This is a genomic window from Paraburkholderia elongata, from assembly GCF_013177735.1.
Taxonomy (GTDB): domain Bacteria; phylum Pseudomonadota; class Gammaproteobacteria; order Burkholderiales; family Burkholderiaceae; genus Paraburkholderia; species Paraburkholderia elongata.
The window spans coordinates 1-25,302 of sequence record NZ_WOEZ01000131.1; the positions used below are offsets into that span (position 1 = coordinate 1).

The following is a 25,302-nucleotide window of genomic DNA, read 5'->3' on the forward strand; positions in this document are numbered from 1 at the left end:
ACGATCATTGCGCTACCGGAACTCACCAATGCGGCGAGCGCCATTCAGTCGCAGTATTTCGTCCCATTTGCGGCCTTTATCACGGCCATGTTGCTGTATTGGGCGCTCTGCCTGGTAGTCGAAGCCTTTGCATCCGTCCTGGGCCGGATGGCGGAGGCGCGCCGATGAATATGATGCACTACCCTACGAAAATGGACGATTCCCAGGCGGTTCTGAACATTATTGGACTCTCGAAGAGCTTTGGATCCTTGCAGGTGCTCGACAACGTCAGCTTTAGCGTTGCCGCGGGAGAGACGATCTGCCTCTTAGGACCATCCGGTTCAGGAAAATCGACGCTGCTGCGCTGCGCGAACTGGCTTGAGCGTCCAGACCAGGGGCGCATTCTGCTGAAGGGAGAACAGGTCGGCGTATCAAATGCCGGCGTCGTCATGAGCGACCGCGATCTCGCGAGGATGCGCATGCGCATCGGCATGGTGTTTCAGCATTTCGCGCTGTGGCCTCATCTGACCGTTTTGCAAAATGTGATGGAGGCGCCGGTGCACGTGCAGCGCCGCCCTAAAGACGTGGTGCGCGAGGAAGCAGAAGCACTCTTGCGCCGCGTTGGAATGTATGAGAAGAGAGACGCGTTTCCAGCGCGTCTTTCGGGCGGTCAAAAGCAACGGATTGGAATCGCAAGAGCGCTGGCCATGAAACCGGAACTGCTGCTCTTCGATGAACCGACCAGTGCGCTCGATCCCGAACTCGTCGGCGAAGTGCTTGCCGTCATGCGGGATCTCGCAAGCGAGGGTATGACCATGGTCGTCGTTACCCACGAAATGGCTTTTGCAAGGGACGCCGCAAGCCGCATTGCCTTTATGGATCGGGGCGGGATTGTCGAAAGCGCGGCGCCTGACGTTTTCTTCTCCGCTCCGGCCACGGAGCGCGCACGCCAATTTCTGCAGCGCTATTCCGCTGCATCTGACCGTTCGTTGGCATCCAGTTGACCACGAGCACTGCTAAACCACCACGCTAGGATTCCGAGCGATGACATATACAGAACTGCTGGCATGACTATCCATTCGAATACCCCAATGGCCGAGCGCGAAGCGCATCGAGCCCGCTACGAGGCACTTCGTGCCGAAGGGCAAGGCGCGTCGGCGCAAGCGCTACCGCCGCTTACCGTGCGCGATCAACCAGCGCATGACGATGCCGTGCTGCACCGCGAACACGTGCCGGGCGGCTGGTACTGGACCACACGTCTGGCGCGGGGCGAAGCGCTGCGCATTGTGAACACGGCGGGCACCTCTGCTGTTTCGATGGTGGCGTGGTGCGAAACGGATCCCTCTGAACGCCTGAATACCGCGGACACGATGAAAGTCCAGTGGAGCACCGGGCTGCGCAAGGGTCGCGTGATTTATACGGAAATGGGACGGGTAGCGTTCTCCATTGTGGAAGACACCTCCGGCGCCCACGACCCGCTCGTCGGGCCAACCACGAAAGAATCGATGGAGAAGGCACTCGGGCCCTCGGCGGCGAGGAACTCCCGCGATAACTTCTTCCTGGCCGCGGCAAAGCTTGGCTTGGCGCGTCGCGACGTGCCGGCCTGCATCAACTTTTTCGCACCAGTGGCGATCGCTGCCGACGGCCGGTTCGTCTGGCACCCCGAGCGGCGGACACCGGGAGATTTTGTCGACGTTCGCGCGGAAATGGATCTCCTCGTCGTGTTGTCCAACGCCGGCCATCCGCTTGATCCGGCTGTGCAAGCAGTGCCTGCGCCTGTTGATGTGATCCAGTTTGTCACACCTCAACTAGGGTCCGGCGACTCCTGTCGCCATGCCTGCAGCGAAGTCGAACGTGCATTCGAACAAACTGAGCGGCACATCCGCCGCGGGAGCAGGTCATGATGGGAACGTCCGCTTTTACAGACCTCGTGCTCGACGTGGTCATACCCGCGCGCTCGCCGTGGTCCCACGTGTTGCGTCGCGGACAGAAACTGCGCCTTATCGACGTTGAGGGACAGCAAGCAGTCGATGCCCTGTTTTACAGCGCCGCGGACACCGCGCAACGCTACAGCGCACAGGACACGGTGCGCGAACAGGGATCGGCTTACATAGGACTCGGCACACGGCTCGTATCCAACCAGGGTGCCGTGATGGCGCAGGTGGTCGAAGACAGTTCGGGCCGGCATGACACGCTGGCAGGTTGTTGTTCATGCGAGAGCAACGTGGTCCGGTTTGGCGAAGCAACCCGCTATCAGCACGCATGCAGGGAGAACTTTGTGCTGGAGCTCGGGCGGTATGGGATGGGCAAGCGGGACATCGCGCCCAACGTGAACTTCTTCATGAACGTGCCGATCGACGACGCCGGCAATTTCGCCGTGCTCGACGGCATATCGCCACCGGGAAGCTACATTGATCTGGTTGCAGAGATGGATCTGCTTTGTGTGTTCTCCAATTGTCCGCAGATCAACAACCCTAGCAATGACTTCAACCCGACGCCTGTACGCGTGATGATATGGGACGCCGCTCCGCAGCCGGCATAGACGGGTGACATAATCTCACGGCCGTGCGGACGCGTTCGGGCAAGCAGGCCGGCGGCCGGTCCGCACTCGTTTATCGAATGAAAAAATCGTAAGCTAAAAAAATGATCCATCTGTACTCCTTATCAAAAAATAATCGAGGACAAGCCGCGGATTTCTTCGCCATGTCTTACCGACGATCGCAGCCAAGTGTGCGGGAACTTGAGGCATGAACTCTCCGAAACTCAATGAACTGGACGCATGGCAAGCTGCACGCCTGATAGCGCAACGCGAACTTCGCGCGGTCGATTTGCTGCATGCATGCCTTGACCGGATCACGGAACGCGACGACGAAGTACACGCCTTTGCGCATCTCGACCGCGCTCACGCACTGGTGCAGGCAAACGCCCTCGATAAGGGCCCCGTGCGTGGACTGCTGCACGGGCTGCCGATCGGTGTGAAGGACCTGTTCGACACCATCGATTTCCCTACCAGCTACGGCTCGCCGGTCTACGGCGCGCACCGCCCGAGGGCAGACGCGGCTTCCGTCGCTCTGTGCCGCGAGGCTGGCGCTTTGGTGATGGGAAAGACAGTCACGACCGAATTCGCCTATTTTTATCCCGGGGCCACCCGTAACCCACATGACTTGACGCGCACGCCAGGCGGATCGTCGAGCGGCTCCGCAGCGGCGGTTGCTGACAGCATGCTTCCGCTGGCGCTGGGTACTCAGACGGCCGGCTCGGTCATCCGGCCGGCCGCGTATTGCGGCGTAGTCGGCTATAAGCCGAGTTCCGGGCGCGTTCCCCGTGCTGGCATCAAGAGCATCTCGGAGGCGCTCGATACGCCGGGAGGATTTGGACGTTGCGTGCGCGACGTGGCACTGCTCGGTGCTGTGCTCACCGGCGACGCGCGGCTCAGTACCAGTCCGGACGAATCAGCCGCACCACGCATTGGCCTGTGCCGGACGCCTGAGTGGGCCTATGCGGAAGCGGACACGCAACGTGCGTGGGACACGGCGACTGCCGCACTAACGCATGTTGCGCCAGCGCTTGCAGACGTCGCGCTACCGGACGATGTGCCGGATCTGGTAGCGTTGCAAAAGGAAGTCATGGCATTCGAAATGTTCCGTGCACTAAGCGTTGAGCGGCTGCATCACCGGGATCAGCTTAGCCTTCAATTGCAGGCTCAACTGGACAGCGGCAGCGTGATTTCCGGTGGCACACACGCGGCGAACCTCGTGCGTACCGAACGCGCAAGGCATCGCATTGACACCCTGTTCGACCAGTTTGACGTGCTGCTCGCGCCCAGTGCTGCAGGTGAAGCGCCAGTTGGCGTCGACGCAACCGGCGATCCGCTGTTTTGCCGCGGCTGGACTTTGCTAGGACTGCCTTGCGTGCATTTGCCGTTCACGCGTGGCAGCAACGGGCTCCCAGTGGGACTGCAGCTAGTCGGCCGCTGGGGCGACGACCACCGCCTGCTTTCGAGCGCGCAGTGGATTTACGACAGACTGACGCAATGAGCACGGCTCGTAACGCGATTGCCTGTTCTCGCGGCCGCGCGCCGTCAACCAGGAAGGTTTATGGTGCGGACCGCTCAATAGAAGGAACACGATAGATGCACGTCCACCTGGAAAATACGACCTCCAAGCCCCGTCCGTTCTGGCTTACGCCTGAACTCGTCGACGCCGCGCGCTCGAGCAATGCCGCGCTGCCGGGCGAAGTGCGGTTCACCATCGGTAGCGATCTGCAAGACTTCGCGGGCAGCTTATCGACTGCGACAGTGCTCGTTACATCGTCGGGCGTCATTTGCGATCCGCGGTTTCCGCGCGGTGATCTGGGCGCGGCTGCGCCCAATCTACGATTCATTCACCTGATCGATGCAGGCGTGGAAGACGTCATGCCGTTGAACTGGCTGCCGGCGAACGTCCAGCTAGTCAACAACAGCGGGGTACACGTAGAGAAGGCACGCGAATTCACGATCATGTCGTTGCTCGCACTCAACGCGCGCCTCCCGGAAATAGTGTGGCACCAGCAGCGGGCGCAATGGGAGCAGGTTTTCACACCGCTCATTCGAGGAAAATCGCTCCTGGTCATTGGGCTTGGTGACATGGGACAGGCAGCAGTGGCGGCTGGCCACACACTCGGCATGAAAGTCTTTGGCGTACGGCGTTCGGGCATGAGTGTACCTGGCGTCGAGCGAGTTTATTTGCCGGGTCAACTACACGAGGCGGTCGAATTAGCTGACTTCATCGTGATCGCTACGCCCTTGACTTCCGGTACGCGGAACCTCGTTAGTCGGTCAGTTTTGGAAGCGACGAAGCAGTCGGCAGCATTGTTGAATATTGGGCGAGCGGACGTTCTGGATCACGGCGCGCTCGTCGACTTGCTAAGGAATGGCAGGCTAAGCGGCGCGATATTGGACGTGTTGCCCCAAGAGCCGTTGCCCTCATCGTCGGAGCTTTGGGCCTGCCCGAACCTGATTATCAATCCACATGTAGGCGCGGACGACCCAACCACTTACATGACGGAAACGATGCGATTGCTTTTCGCCAATTTGCAGCAACACCTTACCGGCCGGCCGCTTCAAAATATCGTAGATCGAATGAGCGAATACTAGGAGGCTAACCCGCTGCGAGGGTTGGGCAGCAGGTCATCCGGGATATGGTGTGCCGCATGGTCTACCCGGAGAAATCAGAGTTCTTGGCCTCGTTGCCGGTGCTACGCAGATGGTCGGTTCGATACTGCGGTCGACCGCGTCGGGGTCGAGAGTACCATTCGGAATGAGCAAAAGCGGCCATGCGCGTATGGGCTTCTTCACACTCGTGCGGGGGGCCGCTTCGGCCGACAACGTGCCCGCTACGGCAAACTTGCGGATGGCCGTTGGACCAGGTCCAACGGCCATTCGCTCACGCGGGGTCGCCTGCCGCTTTCGGCCTTGGCCGACATTCGCAACTCGGCGCATATGACTCAGCTATGGAGCGAATTCCGGACATTCGCATATGCACTTGGCGCCAACGTCTTCAGCGTTCTGAATGGCTGATTGGCGCCTGATGCATGGGATTACGCGTATGATCCCGACTTTCGAATTCACGGCCGACGTCTCTGGTCGGTAACCGCTCCGCGTCGTGCTTTATCTCTTCAAGGTGAGAACCATGTTCAGGAATTTTTTGCAATTAGGCTTTGCGACCGTCGTTGTATCGATACTTGGGGCGTGTGCGACGGCGCCTGCAGGTCCTGCCAGTTCTTCCATCGACCCGCCTCAGGGCGAGCGCGTGATGACGTTGGTAGCGTCTGGTGTGCAGACTTATTCGTGTGAGTTCGACGCGCAGCATCATCTGGGATGGGTGTTCAGGAGCCCACAAGCGACGCTGTTCGACATGAGCGGCCGCGCCGCGGTCCGGCACGGCGCCGGGCCGTCCTGGGAAGCGGAAGATGGAAGCCGGATTGTAGGGCGTGTGCTCGCACAGCGTCCCAGCGAAACGTCGGCAAGCATACCGCAACTGTTGCTCGAAGCTCATAGCTCGTCCGGTATCGGCACATTGTCGGCTGTCCGGTATGTGCAGCGAGTGCACACCGTTGGAGGGTTGATGCCGGCCGCACCATGTTCGACGGAACACGAAATCGGTAGCTCGCCCTATCTTGCGGATTATGTTTTCTATCGGTAGTAGCACGCGTTTTTTTGCGGGCGTTTTCGTCAAACCGAAGGGAAACGGTTGTGGTGCAATTCCGGCGCGTCGGTCGGTTACCCTTGAGCTTTTGACGACCAAGAGCCAACCGAAACGATCATCTGCGTCACTTCACTGCGGCTGGAAATCATTGTGTGCTCCTGTGGAAAATGTCAGGCGATCGCCTTCATTGCCGGCACGGTCGTGCCGATCATTCCGTTGATGTCGTCAAGGCCGGGGCGCCAGAGCATTCATACACGTGTATGCCTGGGCATCCCTCCAAGCCCATAGAGACGGCGCGGCTGTATGAGGGTCATCGTAAGGCATCAGTTCCGACGCCGCATTGGTCCGCAGCGATTGCAAGCGGGAGCGTACATCACGTCCTGATTGACCGATGTACGCTAAGAATGGCTGCCCGAGTATTCGTACGCGGTAGACGCCCGGTCCCTTCGTTAAAGAGTCGAACCGGCCGCCATCAAATGGCACCCACTCGGACCATTCGAATCCGCACCAATCTTTGCTGATTGCATCGAGCGTTTGCATGTCTTGTGCGGGGAAGCGGGAGTCAGCGATAACTGCACGTATCGGCAAACACGCGCGTAAGTTTAGCCAAGTCGACGTTCGGCGGATTTCTGTCGAGTCGCTCCGGCAGGGTGAATTACGTCCGGCCAACAGCTGTAGCTGCTCCGGCGTCGCGCTGTCTGCGCGGCGTTTAGCCATTCAGCAGCGTTGGATTCAGCAGTGACGTCTGCGTGCGGCATAGTCCGGCCAGGTCCAGCCGTTCGCTCACACCTCTGCGTGGTCATTCGAACGTCCGCTTGGCCCGACCTTTGCGCGCGGATCTTGTCGGTTGTATCGTCGGCCTTAGCTGGCCGGGTCAGCTCGCAATCAGTAACCAATGAGCCCTCTGCCTTATGTTGTGTCTGACTGGACGCCAAGATAATTGTCGGTGTGCCAAGAAGGAAAGCGGCAGTATGTCGCTGTACATGCTGTATCCGTGATGAGGGTTGGCCCCTCGGCTTCGCCGATTAGGCGGTGATGCCAAACCACCCAGAGCTGCATCCGTTAAGAGCGGGTGTGGTGAGCGTCTGAGGAAAAGGCGGGATAAATCCCGTCAGGTACGCAGGAAGGAGGCGAACGAAAGTGAACCATCGAAGAAGGGTCGATAATTGCAATGATGTCAAAACCGAGGACTCGACAACGCCTCGGGATAAGTCAAGCGGCAACCTGAATGTGGGCTTGACGGCATCCGGCATAGAGGTGGCGCGACCTTCCTGCAGGCATGGATACGGAACTTGGGAACCTGTCGTCTCGATGCCAAGGGAGACGCTCATGCGGAGAACCCGTGAGAGTCAGAGTACCAATGCGAGGCACAGGGGCGGAGTCATGTGTAGTAGCGTCGAAAGGGTTGTAATGACCTCTGGAGCGAAGGCATGACCTTGTCTGGTGGGGATCATGGAACAACTGCAACGCGGGAAGATTCCGGGGTTGCCACCAAGTCGTTCGAGATATCCAAGCGGTTGATTTGGGAAGCCTGGAAGCGCGTGGCCGCAAATCAAGGCGGGCCGGGTGTGGATCGGCAGAGTATTGAACTATTCCGCAATCGCTTGGCGAGAAATCTATATGCCCTGTGGAATCGAATGAGTTCGGGGAGTTATTTTCCTCAGCCGGTCAAAGAGGTGCTGATCCCGAAGGGGGACGGGTTTCGTCCTCTCGGGGTGCCGACCATCGCTGACCGCGTGGCTCAGATGGCAGTCTAGTTATCCTTATTAGACAGCTTTCTGAGATGCGGCAGTGACAGTCCAACCATGCCATGTGACGAAGCGTTCCTGGAGTACGGCACGATGACATGCCGCGTTCATCCGATGTCTGGGCAGCGCGATGTGCTGCCGGATCGGGCCAAAGCATGAGAGAAACGCTTGCGTGCGACGGGCATCGCGAAAGCCGCACATCTGGCGTTCGCGCCTGCGGGTCGGCTGGTGACTGTTCTGGGCACGGTTGTTCACACGTGCAGCCGCCTTGACGAAAACGTGCTTCACATGAGCGAGCTCAGGAATGTCAGCCTTCGCCGCCGGATAGCTGCGCAACTGGTCGGTCACGATCTGGTGCGGCACCGGGTTTGAACGCAGCACCCGCCGGAAGGAGCGCTTTGCCGCGGCCTTATCGCGCAGCTTTTGCACCAGCACATCGAGCTCAGCACCGTGCTCGTCGACCGCTCGCCACAACAGATACGGCTGCGCCGCGCAGCGTCACGAACATCTCGTCCGGATGCCATATGCTGCCCGGCCTGGGCCGCGCCGCTTTGGCGCACCGGGCGAATTCAGCGCCGAATTTGTCGCACCGGCAACGGATCGTTTCGTACGTGACCACGACACCACGCTCGAGCAACAACTCCTCGACATCGCGCAGGCTCAGGCTAAACCGGAAATACCAACGAACCGCGCAGCTGATGACGACGGCTGGGAAGCGGTGACCTGACCGTGGTAAAGCAATTTCGTTTTCTTCATCATTTCATTCTACCGCCGCCTCCCCATCAACCTGACAGTGCCCGCCGCGTGTACATGCCGAACTCTGCGCGCACGGGTTCGCCATCCGCTGCTCCTCTGTCTGCAACAACAAATAGCATTGCTTCACACCGCTTAACTTGTCCGCGACAACGTCGTGCGGAGACAATCACTCCAGTCAAAAGAATCACGGCTTCGCGACAGTACCGGACTCTGATCGCCCCTCAACTCGCGCCGAATATCTTGTAATTGACGTGAAAAACGAGGACGGGGCTTCGCTGTTGGTTTAGCCAACCGCAATTGTCTCAATGTTGACGTTGCGCCTGTTTTTGGAAAGCAGTTGATCAACACAGTCGCCGCACAGGCGGTAGCACAGCAAAGCAGCTTTACGCAGGCGGTGTACAAGACATACGCCGCCCCGCGGGTGACGTAGTACATCCGTATGGAACCGCAACCGCGCCAGGTCGATTGTCCAGTCGGAGGTTTTAACGAAACGGTTTCACTGGAAGTTGCGTCAAAGATTGGCCATGACGTTCATACAATCGTGACCATTCCGAAGCCAAGCGCGTGAACTGACGGAATCGTCCGCGACCATTGGGTGGTACGACCCGACGTGTTGCCGCTATGAGGACCAGCAAAGTAGCTTTCATTTGTCATCTCACTCGGCCTCGGGAGCAGCACATTGCAGCGCATGCGCGAGAATCATTGCGTCGGCGTTGGCCGCGACTCCGCGGATGCGAGCCGGATGAAAGACGTCGCCAGTTGGTGCTACTTTATCGACCGGTGAAGTCCTGATCAAGCTCTGCGCATTGTTTATCGCCGTTTTGGGACCATCAATGCGTGGGCGCTAGGCGCGTCGGAGTGCAATTCTCGCCCGAAGTTTGCGCTGCTCGCACATGCTTCCCGCCTGCCGATGTACGAGGCAAGCGTAGCCGATCTGAAACGAGCAGAGAATGCAATTGAAAGGAGCAAACGTGACTTTTTCTGATGGACAACTGGCTGGCAAGGTGGCGCTCGTGACCGGGGGCTCGCGCGGGATAGGGGCGGCCATCGCAAGACGGCTCGCAAGCGATGGCGCGGCCGTGTCGCTAACCTATTCGAACTCGAGTGTCGACGCGGATCGCGTCATCGAGGACATCGAACGCGCCGGAGGGCGGGGCGTGGCAATTCGCGCGGATTGTGCCGACGTGGAAGCGGTAAAAGCCGCGGTCGGATCGACCTCGAAACGCTTCGGGGGACTGGATATTCTCGTGAACAACGCCGCGATGTTCCGCCGCGGCCTGATCGACGACTTCCCACTGGAAGATATTGACCGGATGCTGGCCATCAACGTGAGGAGCCTGCTTGTCGCCATTCAGGAATCGCTGCGCTTCATGGAAAGAGGCGGGAGGATCATCAATATCGGCAGCATCAGCAGCGACTACATGCCGATTCCGGGCGTGTCTGTCTACGCCGCGACGAAAGGTGCGGTAACCAGCATGACGCGCGCGCTGGCAAGGGATCTTGGCACTCGGGAAATTACGATCAATAACGTGCAGCCCGGACGGATCGATACGGTGATGAACCCGGCCAACGGTCCGATGGCCGACCAGATCCGGGGCTCAATTGCACTGGGCCGGTATGGGTCAGGCGACGATATTGCGGGACTTGTCGCCTGGCTGGCAAGCCCCGATGCGGCATTCATAACGGGCACCAGTCTGAAGGTCGATGGGGGCACAAGCGCTTGACCGATGGCCGCGGGCCCAGGTACGGCACTCCGTATCGTGAACGAATCACGCGGAGGCTCATGGACAATCGCAGATCCCGAGGTGCCAAACTTTACCTTGGGGACCGCTTGGCGCTTAGATTTGGCGTTATCGCGCAAAACACCCTCTCTTGGAACGGGATTGACTGCATGAGAAACCGACGGTATTTTTGACGGGGCACCACGCCCCTGCGCCGCCCCACAGTTCATTTCGATTCCGTGCCGGCTGTGGAGGCTCGTCGGCACGGAAACTCGGACACAAGCCATGCGTATCTACTTCCACAACGCGTCTATCCCGACGCGGGCCGCCAATCGGCTCAAATACCGCCTTTCGCTAAAGGAATCCCACGCGCGACAGGTGACCTCCGAAGTCTTCGGCTATAGAGACTGGGCCGACCTCCACAGCGAGTTGGGTAGCAAAGTAGCTTCGGCGCTCGACGAGGCGTGTAACAGTGCGACAGTAACCGGGAGACGCGCATATCAGGCGTCGCAATTGGCCGCATCGGCAGTTGATCTCCACGGTGAGTCAGCGGACGATTTTGTTCGATGGTGGCAACCATCGGCCGCATATGCGCAAGACGAGGGCGGGAACCCGACAGAAACGCCGTTTGCCGGTTCAAAGGAAGATCTGAGTTTTCAAGAGGCGCTGAGCACGTTGGCTCACGCCGCGCGCCATTCCGTTGGCCGCTTCGAGCAAGCGCTCATGACTGGCATACACAGAACGGAAAATGAAAGCTCGCTGAGATCTGCAGAATCGATTGCTGATGAGTTGCTCAGCGGCAACCGAAACCGGGAACCCGAAGTGGCTCGTCACCTCCTTGACGCTTTGACCTCGCGAGGGCTGCCCCGTTCGATACTTAACCTGGCAACGAGTTTGACGCTTGGCGATGGCGGGCCGAAAGACGAAAAGAGAGCCGCCGACCTGCTTGAGCAGTTGGTTGAATCTGATTCAACTCCCGATGATCTCAAGCGGATTGCCAAATCGCGCTTGGGCACCGACTAAGCACCTGGTATCCAGGGTTCTGGTGCAAATAGTTGGTCGGAACGATCTTATGTCTATAGATAGGATATCTTATTGAGTGGAGAGGACGGCATTCCAGACGGCGGGATCAGTCGTATCTTTGAGTCGCAAACGGGCAAGGCCAAATTGTCCTTTGTGAATGTGATGCATCAACTCGATCCCTGAAATCGTGTTCGCAGCGTTCACGAAACGTTTGAAACCGAGCATGACGTTCGTTCTGGACTTGACGTTACGATGGTCCTGTTCGACCAGGTCATTCAAATACTTCGAAGACCGAATCGCGGTATCTCCTGGCAGCAGGCCGTCGGTCTTCATTTCGCGCACCGCACGGTGCGAGGCTGCATAACCATCGAGCGTGATGGTCTTCGGCGGTTGGTCCTGATGTTTGATGGCCTTGCTGAAAAAGGCTTTGGCCGCCTTCACGTCGCGCTTCGCGGGTAGCATGAAGTCCACCGACTGACCAGCCAGATCAACCGCCCTGTAGAAATACGCCCACTTGCCGCGAATCTTCAGGTAGGTCTCGTCGACACGCCACGACTGTCCAGTGGGCGTGCAAAAACGATTCCAGCGCTTGACGGACTCCGGCGCATAGCGCTGCACCCAGCGCAGGATTGTCGTGTGTGCGAGCGACAAACCCCGTTCAGCCATCATCTCGACGAGATCCCGCAGACTGAGTTTGTAGCGTAGGTATCAGCGCATACACAGGACGATGACCTCGCGATCGAAATCCAGACCGTCGAACAGCTTGTCGATGCTTGGCCACTTGCCCATGCCTCGCCACCCACTCGTTAAACCGCGAGCTTAAACCATCCGCATGCCCATTTGAACCAGAAGCCGTTTTTCAGGGGCAAGCTCATGCTTGCCGGAATCAGCGTGGACTCGCTTATTATGATTATGCGGGGCCCGACCAAAGAGGGCCGTGCGTTTGAAAAAAAAACGTGCTATGGTCCTCGCGGTACTCGCCGAGGCACGCACTGCGATTGAGAATCCGGTCACGCAGCGGGCGCAGGGCGACCCACGATCAAGGTAGGATGTGAACCGTTCTCACGATATGCGAGACGATGAGATCGCATTATTCGGCCCGTTTCGCCTGCTTGCTGCGGAACGACTTCTTTATCAGGGAGACGTTGCTCTTCGATTGGGCAGTCGCGCGCTCGAGATCCTGATCGTGCTGGTCGAACGTGCGGGCGAAGTCGTCAGCAAGCGTGACCTGATAGCGCGCGTCTGGCCGGACGTCGTCGTTGACGAGAGCAGTCTTCGGGTGCAATTGGTCAGCCTTCGCAAGGCGCTTGGCGACGGGCGGGCCGGCGCGAGGTATGTGACCAATGTCCCGGGCAGAGGCTACTGTTTTGTCGCTCGAGTTTCGCGTGCCGCTACGCCAGGGCGGCTTCAGGCCATAACAGAACAACCCGTCGCGGCCTCGAAGCCTGTGTCCGGCTACGACACCCAGCTTCCCGCCCAACTGACGCGCATGGTCGGTCGCGAAGATGCCGTCCGGACCATTTCAAGCCAGCTTGCCGGCCAGCGCTTTGTCAGCATCGTGGGGCCAGGCGGCATGGGTAAAACCACCGTCGCTGTATCTGTGAGCCATGACTTTGTTGCGGAATTCGAGGTTCCGGCATGCTTCGTCGACCTCGGCGCGCTTACCACACCGGAGCTCGTCGCCGCCACGATTGCGTCGGCACTTGGCGTCGTGGTTCAGTCCGCCAACCCGCTGCCGAGCCTTATGGCTTTTCTCCAACACAGGCGGCTACTACTCGTCCTAGATTGTTGCGAGCATGTGGTGGAGGCAACAGCCACGTTGGCGGAACGCATCTTCAGGGACGCTCCGAAGGTGCATATCCTCGCGACAAGCCGGGAGAAGCTGCGTGTCGAGGGAGAGCACGTCCATCGGTTGATGCCGTTGGAGAGCCCACCCGACGAAGAAGGGCTGACGGCCGCGAAGGCACTGGCATACTCGGCTGTGCAGCTTTTCGTGGAGCGGGCGGCCGCGGGCGACGATGGCTTCGAGCTGAGCGACGGGGATGCCTCCATCGTCGCCGACATCTGCCGCAAGCTCGACGGCATCGCGCTGGCAATCGAACTTGTGGCCGGCCGCGTCGATGCGTACGGTATTCGTGGAACCGCGGAATTCCTCAATAACCGCTTCGGGTTGCTCTGGCGGAGCCGACGCACGGCGCTGCCCCGTCATCAGACGCTGAACGCGATGCTCGACTGGAGTTACCGCCTGCTCACCGCCTTCGAACAAACCATCCTTTGCCGGCTTTCCCTATTCGTTGGCACGTTTTCCCTTGACGCGGCGCGGTCAATCGCGGCGGATGTTGATGTCGACGAAGCCCGGGTCGTGGATGCCGTGGGCAGTCTCGTTGCGAAGTCGCTTGCGTCGGCGGAGAAAGCTGGTGACGCGACGATGTGTTATCGGCTACTCGACACCACGCGTGCGTACGTTACCTCGAAACTCGCGGAAAGTGGTGAGATGGACGCGGCCGCACGACGTCACGCGATCTATTTCTGCGAATTTCTCGAAGTCGCTAACGCCGGTGATGGTCATGGCCTGGTGGAGTGCGCCCAGCAGCTTGGAAATGTGCGCGCGGCTCTGGACTGGAGTTTCTCGGACCGCGGGGACTCCTGCGTCGGCACTGCGCTGGTCGCCGCATCGGCCCCCCTCTTCCTCCAGCTCTCACTGCTGAGCGAGTGTCGGCGCTGGACGGAGCGCGCCCTGGCCCCAATCGAATCGGCCAGTCGCGGGAGCCGTCGAGAGATGGAATTGCAGGCATCGCTCGGGCTGTCGTCGATGTTCACCACGGGCAACCGTGAGGAAGTCCGCTCAGCATTGACTCGTGGACTCGAACTCGCGGAATCGCTCCATGAGCCGTACCATCAACTCAGGCTGCTTGGCGGTCTGAACATCTTTCTGACACGGATCGGAGATTTCAGGGGCGCGCTGAAAGTCGCGCAGCAGAGCGAGATCGTGGCCAAGGCACTGGCCGTTCCGGCCGCCGCCGCACTGGCAGACTGTATGCTGGGCGTGGCGCATCACCTCATCGGGAACCAGGCGAGCGCCAGAGCACACTGCGAAACTGCGGTGGTTCGCGTGAGCGCGTCCCACCGCATTAACATGATCCAGTTTGGCTGCGATCACCGTATCCGTGCGCTGGTCGCTCTCGCACGAACGTTATGGCTTCAGGGCTACCCGGACCAGGCCGTGAAGGTTGCACGTCAAACGATCCACGAGGCTGACCAGTTCAAGCATCCAGTCAGCCTCTCCAGCGCACTGATCTGGACCTCGTCCGTGTTCATCTGGAGCGGAGACTGGACGACGGCGGAAGCCATCATCGAGCGGCTGGTCGCTCACACCGCACGGCATTCGCTCGGGCCATGTCAGGCTGTAAGCCTGGGTCTGACGGGTGAATTGTCGATCAGGCGCGGCAATGCGCAATGCGGTGTCCAGTTGCTCCGCTGGTGTCTGGAGGAACTGTATGCCGGGCGCCATCACATCCTTACTCCAGTTTTGGCGAGCGCCTTGGCGGAAGGTTTGATGGTGCTGGGAAACATCAAGGACGCTGTCGCCACAATCGATTACGCGCTGGCGAGGGTCGCGGAGAGCGGTGGATCGAGCGAGACGCCCGAGATTCTGCGCATCAAGGGACGGATCCTCGCTTCAGCGCCGCGGTCAGATCTGTCGGAAGCCAAGGACTGGCTTTTACGCTCGCTCGAATCGGCGCGCCAGCAATCAGCTCTGGGCTGGGAACTGCGAACAGCAACGACGCTCGCACGTTTGCTGTCCGATCAAGAACGCCGAACGGAAGCGCATGACCTGCTTGCCGGAGTCTATGGCCGGTTTACCGAAGGATTCGGCACGTCCGATCTCAAGAAAGCGAGGCGCCTTCTAGACGATCTGAGTCGCACTATCGATTGACCGTCAAGCGAGGCGCCCAGTCAGTCCTTTGCAACGGGCACTGGCCGCCAAAGTTCATCCGTTCTGCAAACGTCACAGTCATGGCATGCCGGCTTACATGTCTTCGCATTTATTCACAACGTTTAACGCGCCATGATGCCGGTGTTTGATCATAGTGTCGTATAGAACGCCGTTCCAAAATTACTGAGTAAGCCTGATACGTCATGGAGTGAGCCAGGTGCGATCCCCAAGCTTTCCGGAGAACGGCGCAGCGCATGTTGGCGTTCGCGAAGGTGGTGTTCGATGTGGCTTCGTTGATCTTGATCATTAGTGAGGCTCACGCTGGAACGGTCGACGTCATAGTCAGTGGTGCGCTATCCAGAATAGGCTGCGCGTCCTCCGCACACTAATAAGCTCAGAGGCCAGTTCAAAAACCCCTGAGGGGGCTGTTTACTTTTTCGGCAAGCTGTTAACCTTGGATGTCTGGACAACGGAACCCAAGGGATGGAAGCGCCGATCATTGATGACGAATTGTGGGCACTGATCGAACCGTTACTGCCGCCGCCCAAGCCACGGCGCAAAGAGCATCCTGGCCGCCCACGCGTATCGGATCGGGCGGCGTTGAATGGCATCCTGTTCGTGCTGAGGACGGGGCTACGATGGAACCACCTGCCGACCATATTGGGCTTTGGCTCCGGCACAACCTGCTGGCGACGACTGCACGCCTGGCAGAAGGCTGGTGTGTGGGACCGGCTGCACGAACCGCTGCTCGACAAGCTGCGCGAGGCTGGCCAGATCGACCTCTCACACACCGCGGTCGATTCCTCGTCGGTACGAGCCGTTGGGGTGGGCGAAAAACTGACCCGAACCCCACCGATCGCGCGCGACCCGGTTCCAAACACCATATCCTCGTCGACGCAAACGGCGTTCACATCAGCGCGATCCTGACCGGCGCGAACCGCAACGACGTCACCCAACTGCTGCCGCTTGTTGACGCGATCCCGCCGATTCGTGGCGTGCGCGGCCGGCCGCTTCAGAAGCCCAAGCTCGCCTATGCCGATCGTGGCTACGATTCCGACCCGCATCGTCAGCGACTTCGCTAGCGCGACATCAAGCCGGTGATCGCGAAGCGTCGCAATGAATATGGAGCGGCCTGGGAAATTCCGCTGGATGGTTGAACGGACTCACTCGTGGCTCCGCAACTTCCGTCGTCTTCGTATTCGCTTCGATCGCCGAGCTGACATTCACGAAGCGTTCTTGAAACTCGGTTGCGCCCTTGTCTGCTGGAACATCTTCAGGCGTACGGAGCAACCTTTTTGAACTGGCCTCTAAGGAACCGAAATGACTAACACGATCATCGCAGGCATCAAGATACCGGACAGCGCAATCGCACGCGCGGCCACCGACCTGGTACTCGATACCGAAACCGACCTGCTGTACAACCACTCGCGGCGGGTTTTCCTGTTCGGCGCCCTCAGCGGCGAACGCAAGGGCCTGAAGTACGACCCGGAACTGCTGTACCTCGGCGCCATGTTCCACGATATGGGCCTGATGCCGGCCTATAGCAGCGAGGGCTACCGTTTCGAAGTGGATGGCGCCAACGCCGCGCGTGATTTCATGACGCAGCACGGCATGAACGACTACGACATCGAGCAGGTGTGGTTGTCGATTGCGCTGCATACCACGCCGGGCGTGCCTGAACACCTGAAGCCGGTGGTCGCGCTCGTCACCGCCGGGGTCGAGATGGACGTGCTTGGCATGGCCTACCACGAGTTCAGCGACGAACAACGGATTCAGGTGGTGGCGGCGCATCCGCGTGAGAAGACGTTCAAGAACGGCATCATCGATGCCTTCGCGCAGGGAACGATCAGGAAGCCCGAGACGACTTTCGGCAACGTCAAGGCCGACGTGCTCGAACTTCGAGATCCGTCGTACAAGCGCCTGAACTTCTGCCAGATCATCCTGGGCTCCGCATGGGATGACAGCAACGCCGGTCACGCTCACGGTGCGGCCTGCGGTTGCAACACCGCTGCGACGGTGCAGGACAACTGAACGACTACCGTCACCCTATTGTGCAGATAAAGGATCTTTCATGAAAAAACTGACTACCGTTTTTGGCGCACCCGTCGTCGACAACCAGAACATCAAGACCGCCGGTCCGCGCGGACCGGCACTGCTCGAGGACGTCTGGTTTCTCGAGAAAATGGCCCACTTCGACCGTGAAGTGATTCCTGAGCGTCGCATGCACGCGAAAGGCTCCGGCGCATTCGGCACCTTCACGGTCACCCACGACATTACGAAATACACGCGCGCCGCGATTTTTTCCGAGGTCGGCAAGAAGACCGAGATGTTCGCGCGTTTTTCCACCGTCGCGGGCGAGCGCGGCGCGGCGGACGCCGAGCGGGACATTCGCGGCTTCGCGTTGAAGTTCTACACCGAGGAAGGCAACTGGGATCTGGTGGGCAACAACACGCCGGTGTTTTTCCTGCGCGATCCGCTCAAGTTCCCCGACCTGAACCACGCGATCAAGCGCGATCCGCGCACCGGTTTGCGCAGCGCGGAGAGCAACTGGGACTTCTGGACGCAACTGCCGGAAGCGCTGCACCAAGTCACGATCGTCATGAGCGATCGCGGTATTCCGAAGACGTTCCGCCACATGCACGGCTTCGGCAGCCACACCTTCAGCTTTATTAATGCCGCAAACGAACGCTTCTGGGTGAAGTTCCATTTCCGTTCGCAGCAGGGTATTGAAAACCTCACGGATGCCGAGGCGGAAGCGCGCGTAGGCCGTGATCGCGAGACGCACCATCGCGACCTGTACGAAGCGATTGAGCGCCAGGAGTTTCCGCGCTGGACGTTGTACGTGCAGGTCATGCCGGAGAAGGACGCAGGCAGCTATCCGATCAATCCGTTCGACCTGACCAAGGTCTGGCCGAAGAGCGATTATCCGCTGATCGAAGTGGGCGCGGTGGAGTTGAACCGTAATCCGGAAAATCATTTTGCCGATGTGGAGCAGGCGGCTTTTGCCCCTGCTAACGTTGTGCCCGGCATCAGTTTCTCGCCCGACAAGATGTTGCAAGGCCGCCTGTTTTCATATGGGGATGCTCAACGCTATCGCCTGAGCGTCAATTTCAATCAGATTCCGGTCAACGCACCTAAGTGTCCCGTGCATAGCTACCACCGCGACGGCACGATGCGGGTGGATGGCAATGGGGGCGGCGCGACGCCGTATGAGCCAAATACACGTGGCGAGTGGCAGGAGCAGCCTGACTTCAGGGAGCCGCCGTTGAGTCTCGAGGGTGCGGCGGATCACTGGAACCATCGGGTGGATGACGACTACTATTCGCAGCCCGGTGCCCTGTTCCGGCTGATGAGTCCGGCTCAACAACAGACTCTGTTCGAGAACACGGCGCGTCAGCTCGCGGGTGTGTCCGAGCCGATCCGCAAGCTTCATATCGAACACTGCAACCTGGCGGATCCCGCGTATGGCGCGGGGATTGCGAAGGCGCTCCAGGCACTAACGTCAGGGGAAGAGCCTAACACGGCTCTTTAGCAGCCTGCCTCGGCCGGTCCTACGCGCCTCGGTCATTTCGCCGGGCGCTGGCATCGTTAAGTCTCGAACACATTTAATGGTCTAGCGACATTTGGAGTGGACAGCAATGAAACTTTTGCGTTACGGCCCGATGGGTCAGGAATTACCCGGAATCCTCGATTCGACAGGAAACATCCGTGCCTTACGCCCAATTGTGCGTGACATCGATGCTACCGTACTTTCGCTTGAGGGCCTGCGATTCCTAGGGGCGCTCGACGTCAGCAAGCTGCCGTTGGTAAGCAATCCCGGCCGACTGGGTTCGCCGATCGGGGCGGTGCGCGAAATAATCGCTATCGGCCTGAATTATCGGGAACACGCGAAGGAGTCGGGATTGCCGATTCCTTCCGAGCCAGTTGTGTTCGGCAAATCAACCTCGTCCATCAGCGGCCCAGACGACGACATCCTGTTACCCCCCGGTTCGGAGAAAACCGATTGGGAGATCGAGTTGGGCATCGTTATCGGAGCGGTTGCCAGGCGTGTCACTAAAGAGGTCGCGCGGCAATACGTAGCCGGCTACTGTATGGTCAACGATGTGTCCGAGCGGGCCTGGCAGATCGAGCGCGGCGGCCAATGGGGTAAAGGCAAGAGCTTCGACACCTTCACTCCGGTCGGACCGTGGCTCGTCACTGGCGACGAACTCGACCCGAATGCGCTCGACCTCAATTTGCAGGTGAATGGCCGGACGTGCCAACAGGGCAATACATCGGACCTGATCTTTGATGTTGATGCAGTGGTGAGCTACGTCAGTCAGTTCATGACGTTGATGCCCGGCGACCTGATCATTACCGGCACCCCAGCCGGGGTGGGGCTGGGTATGAAGCCGCCCAAATACCTCGCAGACGGCGATGTGATCGACATGAGCGTGACAGGCCTTGGCACGCAACGGCATGCGGTTATGAAAGCGGTCTGAGAGTGACCAACAAGGCAGCGGCCGGGCTTATTGGACGGCATCATCAGCGGCGAACGAGATTGTGAAAAAGATAACCCTGACGTTTGACAACGGGCCGACACCAGGCGTGACGGACAAGGTTCTCGACATCCTTGCGAGAAGGAGCCTTGATGCAACCTTCATGGTGGTGGGGCAAAACCTGTTTGATCCGTCGGCCGCTGCGTTGCTGGATGACGTGGCCGCAGCGGGGCATTGGATCGGCAATCACTCGCTCACGCACACCGTCGCCTTCGGCGAGCGGCGCGACGCAGAGTACGTGGAACACGAGATAGGCGAGACGCAGCGGTTGCTCGGTTGCCACGCGCACTCAAGGCGCTTTTTCCGGCCATTCGGGAACAACGGTTTGCTCGGTCCGCATTTGCTGTGCGAAGCCGCGCTGACTTACCTGCTGCGCAATCGGTACACAAGCGTGTTGTGGAACAGCGTGCCGCACGATTGGGACGATCAGGCCACCTGGGTCGAGCGTTGCCTGGCGGACGTCGCCCGGCAGAATTGGACGGTGGCTGTGCTTCACGACATCGCTAACGCTTCGCTCGCGAGGTTGCCCGAGTTGCTGGATCGGCTCGTCGATGCCGGCGTGGAGTTCACCCAGGAGTTTCCGGAGGAGGTAATCCTGACCCGCGATGGCGAGCCGGTTTCCCTTTGGGACACCCTTGTCGCGGAGCGCAATCTGCCGGCGGCGAACTGACATTGGGCGGGGTGGAAGCAGGTAGCGCCGTGCCTGCGGCCTGGTATGGGAAGGCCATCTGCTTGCGAGGCCTGACCGGCTATGCAGGCTGATCAAGAGCGAGCCCCGATCAGCATTGTTTATTACTGTGTTTTCCCGAAGGAGATAAGTGTGGAGATAGATCAACAGCAGGAAATGATCACCGCACGTGCCGCACGGCTCGCAAATAATCGAATTCGCGGCTGGCACCATCATGCTGTGCGCACGCGTGACATGGTTGCGACCCGTAGATTTTACGAGGAGGTGCTGCAACTTCCACTTGTTGGAACCTGGGTAGAGCGTTTCGATGTAATCAAGCAAACGCCGTCGAATTACGTGCATTGTTTTTTCGAACTTGGTGATGGCAGTGCGCTTGCGTTTTTCCAGTTCCAGGAAGGCATGCGGGACGAACCCATGCCGATGCCGAAGGATCCTTACGAGCATCACGTTGCGCTGGGTGTTGATTCCATCGAGATGGTCGATTGGTTCCGGAAGCGGCTTGAAGAATCGGGAGCCTCGATCTTGATGGTCGATCACGGTTACTGCTACTCCTGTTACACACAGGACCCGAACGGGATGATCGTGGAAATCTCGACGATCGTACCGAACGGTATCCCCATCCTCGAAACCGCCGAGAAAACTGCGGCTGTGGATCTTGCGAGATGGTTAGATGGCATCCGTGCATCTAACAATCGCTGGCGAGGCACCACGAAGACGTGACGAGCCTTGCCCCGATAAGGCTTCAGACGGCGTTACGTGTCGAACGACAGGGCAAAGCTGGACCTCAAAAAAGAAGAACGTATCAACAGCTTCAGCCTGAAGAGCGCATGACTATTGCAAGCATGAAGCAGCAGGGTTCGAGTGTTCGGGCCATGGCCCGAACACTCGGGCGCCCGGCATCAACCGTGAGCCGCGAGCTGACCAGAAACACGTGTTCTGTCGGCAGTCGCTCAGCACGAGCCGACGCGAGGCTGCGCGCCCATGTCCCAAGCTGCACCCTCAAAGCACGTCGTGACGCGTCGTACTCACCCTGCTGGAATGGAAGTGGTCGCCCCCGCAGATCTCAGGCACGCTCAAGCGCATGTGGCCCAACGATCCAATATAGGTGGTCCGTTCCGTCTTCCGTGATACTGATCACAGCTGGCAGGTACTGCCCGCGAAGGCGGGACATTGTGGCATCTACGCCGTCGCACTCTGGATGCCCGTGATGCTTCGGGCGGCGGGGGGCAGGAAGCGCGTCACATATCGGACTGTGCTCAATCATTCCCTATGGCTCGGGCGCGATAGGCATGGTGCTGCTCCCCCGGCATTCGGATCGCGTCGAGGAACGTCGATGGCATTCGGCCTGTTGCGCGCTTGTTGGCGCAGCAGCACTTGTGCTGATTCCCCATGCTGGACTCAACCTGGCGCTCGCGGTGCTGGCGTTGTCGGTGGCGCCCATTGCTCTTTTCGCCGCGATGCCTATCGTGCTGGCGATTCCAATGACCGCCCTGTCACCGCGTGCGCCACCGGGTGGGATCGCACTGATCAACTGCATTGGATTGACCGGCGGTTTCGTCAGCCCGTTCATGCTGGGCTGGGTCAAGACCGCAACAGGTAACCTGAATAATGGCGGACTATGCGCAAGATGATCACCGCACCTGGGACGACCATTCCCGCAATAACATAAAGTCAGCGGGAAGTCGTAAAACGCCAGCAGACCTGCCCGATCTTTCGTCAGCTGGCCACCCCTTGTCGGAGGGACAGCGATTACGCAGATTTCCTTGCGCGCCGGGAAGCGCTACGTTTGTGCATGCGGATCTGCACCTCCCGGGCGGCACGTTCGGCATCGGCTCGAGCAGCAAACTCGGTGGCAAGAAAGTCAAGCAGATAGCGCACGGCCGGCAGCAGTCCGCGCCGGGACGGGAACACCGCGTGGATGATGCCGCTGCGCGGCAACCAGCCGGGAAGCACCTCCACCAGACGACCCTGCAGCAGATCCTGCCTGACCTGAATCTCTGGCAGTTGCACGACGCCGACACCGAGTAGTGCGGCGTGATGCAAGGTGGCCAGATCGGTCGTGACGAGCCGCGGTTGATGGTTGATTTCGAGCCGGTTCCCGTCAGCCCCGTCAAGGGTCCAACGGTGTTCGTGCATCGGTGGCCCAAGATCCAGACTCGGCAAACGCCCCAGCTCTTCGGGCGAAGGATCGGGCGCACATCTTTCCAGCAAGGCGGGATGTGCAACCAGGCGCTGGGTACTGCCTCCGAGCACCTTCATCACGAGATCGGCGTCTTCGAGCGGCGGGAAGCGCACCCGTAACCCGATATCAAATCCTTCGCTGACGACGTCGACGCGCCGGTTGGCGACCTCCATGTGGACCTGAACATGGGGATTTTGCATCATGAACCGGGCGACCATTTCTCCCACCGCGAGCGCGGCCAGTGCCGTGGGGCAACTCAGACGCACGATGCCGCGAGGCTCGGAGCGGGAGCGCTCGACCGCGGCGTCCGCTGCTTCGGCTTCAACCAGCATCGCAACGCAATGGCGATAGTAGTCCTGGCCGATCTCCGTCACCACAAAGTGCCTCGTTGAGCGCTGTATGAGCCGCACACCGAGGCGTTCCTCCAGCAGAGCGATCCGCCGGCTCAGTTTCGATTTCGGCATGCCCAGTTTTCGTCCCGCCGGCGCGAAGCCGCCGTTGTCCACCACCTGGACGTAGAAAAACAGGTCATTCAGATCGTGCATTGATTGCCTCGCCGTTCACCAAATAGAACGCTGATGGCAAATATAGCGTACTACCGGCTCATTCGTCCTATATCTAAGATTCATTCCAGATCGGCACAGGGAAGGCCCGATAAGCAGCGAGTGATCCGGTGAGTGGACAGCGACACCTGCAAACGAGGACGCCGGAAGGCACGTTTTCCCGCCTCGTTTAGTGTGAGTACCGTGACTCTTAATACCGAGGACACGGCGTTTTGACCCCCGGCAACCACGCGATAATGCCGGTGCGCTTGAGCTGCCCCTAGGTTCTTTTACGGCGCCATCGGCACCCTCTTTCAAGTGAGTCACCAACAGGCGAGGCAGGCTGTCAGCCGGCCGCGCCGCAAGGAAGCACATCATGGCAAACCGCACACTCAAGGCGATCCATCTCGCCTATCGTGACGACATCCGGGATCTGGCGACGCGACGTCCCTTGCCCGGTCCCGACTTAGCGGATTTGAACCCGTTCCTTTTTCTTAACCATCATGGTCCGCAAGTCTACGCACCTCATAACGATGGCCTGCCGTTTGGTCCGCATCCGCACCGCGGCTTCGAGACGGTGACATTTGTGCTGGAAGGCAGCCTCGCGCATTCGGATACCGGCGGTCACGAAAGCATCATCGATGCGGGCGGCGTGCAGTGGATGACCGCGGGTAGCGGCCTCGTACATGCCGAGCTTTCACCGCAGCGCTTCATGGAGCGAGGCGGCAAGCTGGAGATCCTTCAGCTGTGGCTCAATCTTCCTGCCACGCTGAAGATGACCCCGCCCCGTTACGTGGGTGTGCAAGAAGATGCAATTCCGTCGATTTCCACGCAGGAGGGTACCGGTCGGATTGAACTGGTTTCCGGCGAATGGTCGGGCTTCCATGGTCCCATCCAGTCCCTGACTAACACGTTCATGTCCGTAGTCCGGCTGGCAGCCGGGGGGCGTGTGAAATTCGCAGGTGTAGCGGAGCGGCGTGTCTTTCTGTACGTCGTTCGCGGCAGCATTTCCGTCGAGGGGAAGCGAGTCGCGCAGTTCAATCTTGCGGAATTGCACGACGACGGCGACGTGGTCGAGCTGGAAGCAAATGACAATGCCGTCATTCTGTTCGGACACGCCGATCCGATTGAGGAGCCTATCGCCGCTCGCGGGCCGTTCGTCATGAATACCCAGGCGGAACTCGACCAAGCCTTCGCGGATTTCCGTGCGGGGAAATTTAACGTTGCGGCAGGGTAGCCAGGGGTGCCTCAGCAGAGCTACCGGCCGGCCGCATGGAGGCTGACCTGGGAATTCGTCCCGCTCATACGGGGGAACGCTAGCGGCGACTCGTCAACCTGCCGTTTTGGCAATCCAGGGCCGATCCAATTCCAAGCGGCTCAAACAGGGAAAACGTGTCGTCTACTCGTTAGCATTTGATTTTCGCAAACGTGGCCGGATACTCGGTTGCTCGCATTCAGACCGGCTCATCAATGCTTTGTGACTGGTCGCGGTGATTCGACAGAAAACTCTGGCTTCCGCAATGACGCCCACCAGCAACTGATTTGCCTTGATGAAAAAACTCTACGCCTACGAAAGTTTCGAGGTCTCCGTCGAGGTCGAACCGGTATGGCAATCCTCTGGAGGAACCAAACTGTCTGCGCCGCAGGGCTTTATAGCCATCGTGCAGATCAAGGTGGCGGGCGCAATATTCCCTATGCGGGCAGCACGTGCAGCAGGAAGCGGCGGATGAATTCGTTAGCCTCGAGGGTCATGGTCTTCGTTGTGTCGGGGTGTTTATAGTCTTTCCACCGGAAGGTGACATGGGCAGCCCGCCTCGCCACCTGCCGCAGCCTGCTCGGCAGACGGGGCAATCGCGCAGGGACCTGCCCGGCCAGCTGCGCCGCGCAAGACGCTGCCTGCTGGCATCGGCAAGGTGCTCAAGCGGCTTCATTATCCGCTGGATGTCATCGTTCTGTGCGTGCGCTGGTATGTGGCGTACTCGCTGAGCCTGCGCAACCTCGAA

19 protein-coding genes and 7 pseudogenes are annotated in these 25,302 nt (G+C 59.5%); 22 read left to right on the forward strand and 4 right to left on the reverse strand.

Annotated features, from left to right (window positions below; translation table 11 throughout):
* Positions 1-170: 170 nt before the first annotated feature.
* From GNZ13_RS24540 to GNZ13_RS24570, 7 genes are all read left to right on the forward strand, one after another.
* A complete protein-coding gene (locus tag GNZ13_RS24540; protein WP_328807285.1) occupies positions 171-983 on the forward strand; it encodes an amino acid ABC transporter ATP-binding protein in 813 nt (270 codons plus the stop codon).
* Between the two features lie 63 nt (positions 984-1,046).
* On the forward strand, positions 1,047-1,883 hold the full coding sequence (locus GNZ13_RS24545; protein ID WP_216675002.1) for an urea amidolyase associated protein UAAP1: 837 nt from the start codon (positions 1,047-1,049) through the stop codon (positions 1,881-1,883).
* Entirely contained in the window at positions 1,880-2,521 is a 642-nt protein-coding gene (locus tag GNZ13_RS24550; RefSeq protein WP_216675003.1) for an urea amidolyase associated protein UAAP2, read from the forward strand. The genes GNZ13_RS24545 and GNZ13_RS24550 overlap by 4 nt, the downstream gene beginning before the upstream one ends.
* A 205-nt stretch (positions 2,522-2,726) precedes the next feature.
* Entirely contained in the window at positions 2,727-4,016 is a 1,290-nt protein-coding gene (locus tag GNZ13_RS24555) for an amidase (protein ID WP_172169019.1), read from the forward strand.
* Between the two features lie 200 nt (positions 4,017-4,216).
* Complete coding sequence (locus GNZ13_RS24560) at positions 4,217-5,113, forward strand: NAD(P)-dependent oxidoreductase (protein WP_172169022.1); 897 nt, start codon at positions 4,217-4,219, stop codon at positions 5,111-5,113.
* A gap of 535 nt (positions 5,114-5,648) precedes the next feature.
* Positions 5,649-6,161, forward strand: a complete 513-nt coding sequence (locus GNZ13_RS24565) for a DUF3455 domain-containing protein (RefSeq protein ID WP_172169025.1) — start codon at positions 5,649-5,651, stop codon at positions 6,159-6,161.
* A 1,433-nt stretch (positions 6,162-7,594) separates the two neighbouring features.
* Complete coding sequence (locus tag GNZ13_RS24570; protein ID WP_172169028.1) at positions 7,595-7,921, forward strand: hypothetical protein; 327 nt, start codon at positions 7,595-7,597, stop codon at positions 7,919-7,921.
* A gap of 9 nt (positions 7,922-7,930) precedes the next feature.
* On the opposite strand, the pseudogene GNZ13_RS24575 reads toward GNZ13_RS24570, so the two are convergent.
* Positions 7,931-8,654, reverse strand: a pseudogene (locus tag GNZ13_RS24575) (IS6 family transposase).
* Positions 8,655-9,639: 985 nt separating this feature from the next.
* Here GNZ13_RS24575 and GNZ13_RS24580 point away from each other — a divergent pair.
* Together GNZ13_RS24580 and GNZ13_RS24585 are read left to right on the forward strand one after the other, a co-directional pair.
* The gene (locus GNZ13_RS24580) at positions 9,640-10,392 is read left to right on the forward strand and encodes a 3-oxoacyl-ACP reductase family protein (protein ID WP_328807283.1); all 753 of its coding nucleotides are present in this window, start codon (positions 9,640-9,642) and stop codon (positions 10,390-10,392) included.
* 282 nt (positions 10,393-10,674) lie between these two features.
* The gene (locus tag GNZ13_RS24585) at positions 10,675-11,412 is read left to right on the forward strand and encodes a hypothetical protein (RefSeq protein ID WP_172169034.1); all 738 of its coding nucleotides are present in this window, start codon (positions 10,675-10,677) and stop codon (positions 11,410-11,412) included.
* A gap of 69 nt (positions 11,413-11,481) precedes the next feature.
* On the opposite strand, the pseudogene GNZ13_RS24590 reads toward GNZ13_RS24585, so the two are convergent.
* Positions 11,482-12,201 (reverse strand): annotated as a pseudogene (locus GNZ13_RS24590) (IS6 family transposase).
* A 280-nt stretch (positions 12,202-12,481) separates the two neighbouring features.
* Here GNZ13_RS24590 and GNZ13_RS54340 point away from each other — a divergent pair.
* The 10 genes and pseudogenes from GNZ13_RS54340 to GNZ13_RS24635 form a co-directional block, all read left to right on the forward strand.
* Positions 12,482-12,721 (forward strand): annotated as a pseudogene (locus tag GNZ13_RS54340) (winged helix-turn-helix domain-containing protein); the annotation flags it as partial.
* Between the two features lie 138 nt (positions 12,722-12,859).
* A complete protein-coding gene (locus GNZ13_RS24595) occupies positions 12,860-15,349 on the forward strand; it encodes an ATP-binding protein (protein ID WP_328807284.1) in 2,490 nt (829 codons plus the stop codon).
* A 483-nt stretch (positions 15,350-15,832) separates the two neighbouring features.
* Positions 15,833-16,648, forward strand: a pseudogene (locus tag GNZ13_RS24600) (IS5 family transposase).
* Between the two features lie 21 nt (positions 16,649-16,669).
* Positions 16,670-17,380, forward strand: a complete 711-nt coding sequence (locus GNZ13_RS24605) for an HD domain-containing protein (RefSeq protein ID WP_172169037.1) — start codon at positions 16,670-16,672, stop codon at positions 17,378-17,380.
* A gap of 40 nt (positions 17,381-17,420) precedes the next feature.
* Entirely contained in the window at positions 17,421-18,881 is a 1,461-nt protein-coding gene (locus GNZ13_RS24610; protein ID WP_172169040.1) for a catalase, read from the forward strand.
* 106 nt (positions 18,882-18,987) lie between these two features.
* Positions 18,988-19,830 (forward strand): fumarylacetoacetate hydrolase family protein, encoded by an 843-nt coding sequence (locus tag GNZ13_RS24615; protein ID WP_172169043.1) that lies wholly within the window; start codon positions 18,988-18,990, stop codon positions 19,828-19,830.
* A 61-nt stretch (positions 19,831-19,891) separates the two neighbouring features.
* On the forward strand, positions 19,892-20,557 hold the full coding sequence (locus GNZ13_RS24620; protein ID WP_172169046.1) for a polysaccharide deacetylase family protein: 666 nt from the start codon (positions 19,892-19,894) through the stop codon (positions 20,555-20,557).
* Between the two features lie 150 nt (positions 20,558-20,707).
* A complete protein-coding gene (locus GNZ13_RS24625; RefSeq protein WP_172169049.1) occupies positions 20,708-21,295 on the forward strand; it encodes a VOC family protein in 588 nt (195 codons plus the stop codon).
* A 107-nt stretch (positions 21,296-21,402) separates the two neighbouring features.
* Positions 21,403-21,674, forward strand: a pseudogene (locus GNZ13_RS54345) (helix-turn-helix domain-containing protein); the annotation flags it as partial.
* A gap of 277 nt (positions 21,675-21,951) precedes the next feature.
* The gene (locus tag GNZ13_RS24635) at positions 21,952-22,206 is read left to right on the forward strand and encodes a hypothetical protein (protein WP_172169055.1); all 255 of its coding nucleotides are present in this window, start codon (positions 21,952-21,954) and stop codon (positions 22,204-22,206) included.
* A 118-nt stretch (positions 22,207-22,324) separates the two neighbouring features.
* Here the strand turns inward: GNZ13_RS24635 and GNZ13_RS24640 are convergent, their stop codons facing one another.
* Positions 22,325-23,302, reverse strand: coding sequence for a LysR family transcriptional regulator (locus GNZ13_RS24640; RefSeq protein ID WP_172169058.1), 978 nt, complete (start codon positions 23,300-23,302; stop codon positions 22,325-22,327).
* Positions 23,303-23,675: 373 nt separating this feature from the next.
* Between GNZ13_RS24640 and GNZ13_RS24645 the strand changes: the two genes are divergently transcribed.
* Complete coding sequence (locus tag GNZ13_RS24645; protein WP_172169061.1) at positions 23,676-24,536, forward strand: pirin family protein; 861 nt, start codon at positions 23,676-23,678, stop codon at positions 24,534-24,536.
* 313 nt (positions 24,537-24,849) lie between these two features.
* On the forward strand, positions 24,850-25,029 hold the full coding sequence (locus tag GNZ13_RS24650) for a hypothetical protein (RefSeq protein ID WP_172169016.1): 180 nt from the start codon (positions 24,850-24,852) through the stop codon (positions 25,027-25,029).
* Here GNZ13_RS24650 and GNZ13_RS24655 read toward each other — a convergent pair.
* Positions 24,998-25,126: pseudogene (locus GNZ13_RS24655) on the reverse strand (transposase); the annotation flags it as partial. The gene GNZ13_RS24650 and the pseudogene GNZ13_RS24655 sit on opposite strands and share 32 nt — an antisense overlap.
* Before the next feature lie 23 nt (positions 25,127-25,149).
* Between GNZ13_RS24655 and GNZ13_RS54350 the strand changes: the two are divergent.
* Positions 25,150-25,302, forward strand: a pseudogene (locus GNZ13_RS54350) (IS6 family transposase); the annotation flags it as partial.

Coding starts and splice junctions, on each gene's coding strand:
- GNZ13_RS24640 (WP_172169058.1), bottom strand. CDS start 23,302: ATGCACGATCTGAATGACCTGTTTTTCTACGTCCAGGTGGTGGACAAC.
- GNZ13_RS24650 (WP_172169016.1), top strand. CDS start 24,850: ATGAAAAAACTCTACGCCTACGAAAGTTTCGAGGTCTCCGTCGAGGTC.
- GNZ13_RS24605 (WP_172169037.1), top strand. CDS start 16,670: ATGACTAACACGATCATCGCAGGCATCAAGATACCGGACAGCGCAATC.
- GNZ13_RS24570 (WP_172169028.1), top strand. CDS start 7,595: ATGACCTTGTCTGGTGGGGATCATGGAACAACTGCAACGCGGGAAGAT.
- GNZ13_RS24540 (WP_328807285.1), top strand. CDS start 171: ATGATGCACTACCCTACGAAAATGGACGATTCCCAGGCGGTTCTGAAC.
- GNZ13_RS24585 (WP_172169034.1), top strand. CDS start 10,675: ATGCGTATCTACTTCCACAACGCGTCTATCCCGACGCGGGCCGCCAAT.
- GNZ13_RS24645 (WP_172169061.1), top strand. CDS start 23,676: ATGGCAAACCGCACACTCAAGGCGATCCATCTCGCCTATCGTGACGAC.
- GNZ13_RS24615 (WP_172169043.1), top strand. CDS start 18,988: ATGAAACTTTTGCGTTACGGCCCGATGGGTCAGGAATTACCCGGAATC.
- GNZ13_RS24545 (WP_216675002.1), top strand. CDS start 1,047: ATGACTATCCATTCGAATACCCCAATGGCCGAGCGCGAAGCGCATCGA.
- GNZ13_RS24555 (WP_172169019.1), top strand. CDS start 2,727: ATGAACTCTCCGAAACTCAATGAACTGGACGCATGGCAAGCTGCACGC.
- GNZ13_RS24610 (WP_172169040.1), top strand. CDS start 17,421: ATGAAAAAACTGACTACCGTTTTTGGCGCACCCGTCGTCGACAACCAG.
- GNZ13_RS24565 (WP_172169025.1), top strand. CDS start 5,649: ATGTTCAGGAATTTTTTGCAATTAGGCTTTGCGACCGTCGTTGTATCG.
- GNZ13_RS24550 (WP_216675003.1), top strand. CDS start 1,880: ATGATGGGAACGTCCGCTTTTACAGACCTCGTGCTCGACGTGGTCATA.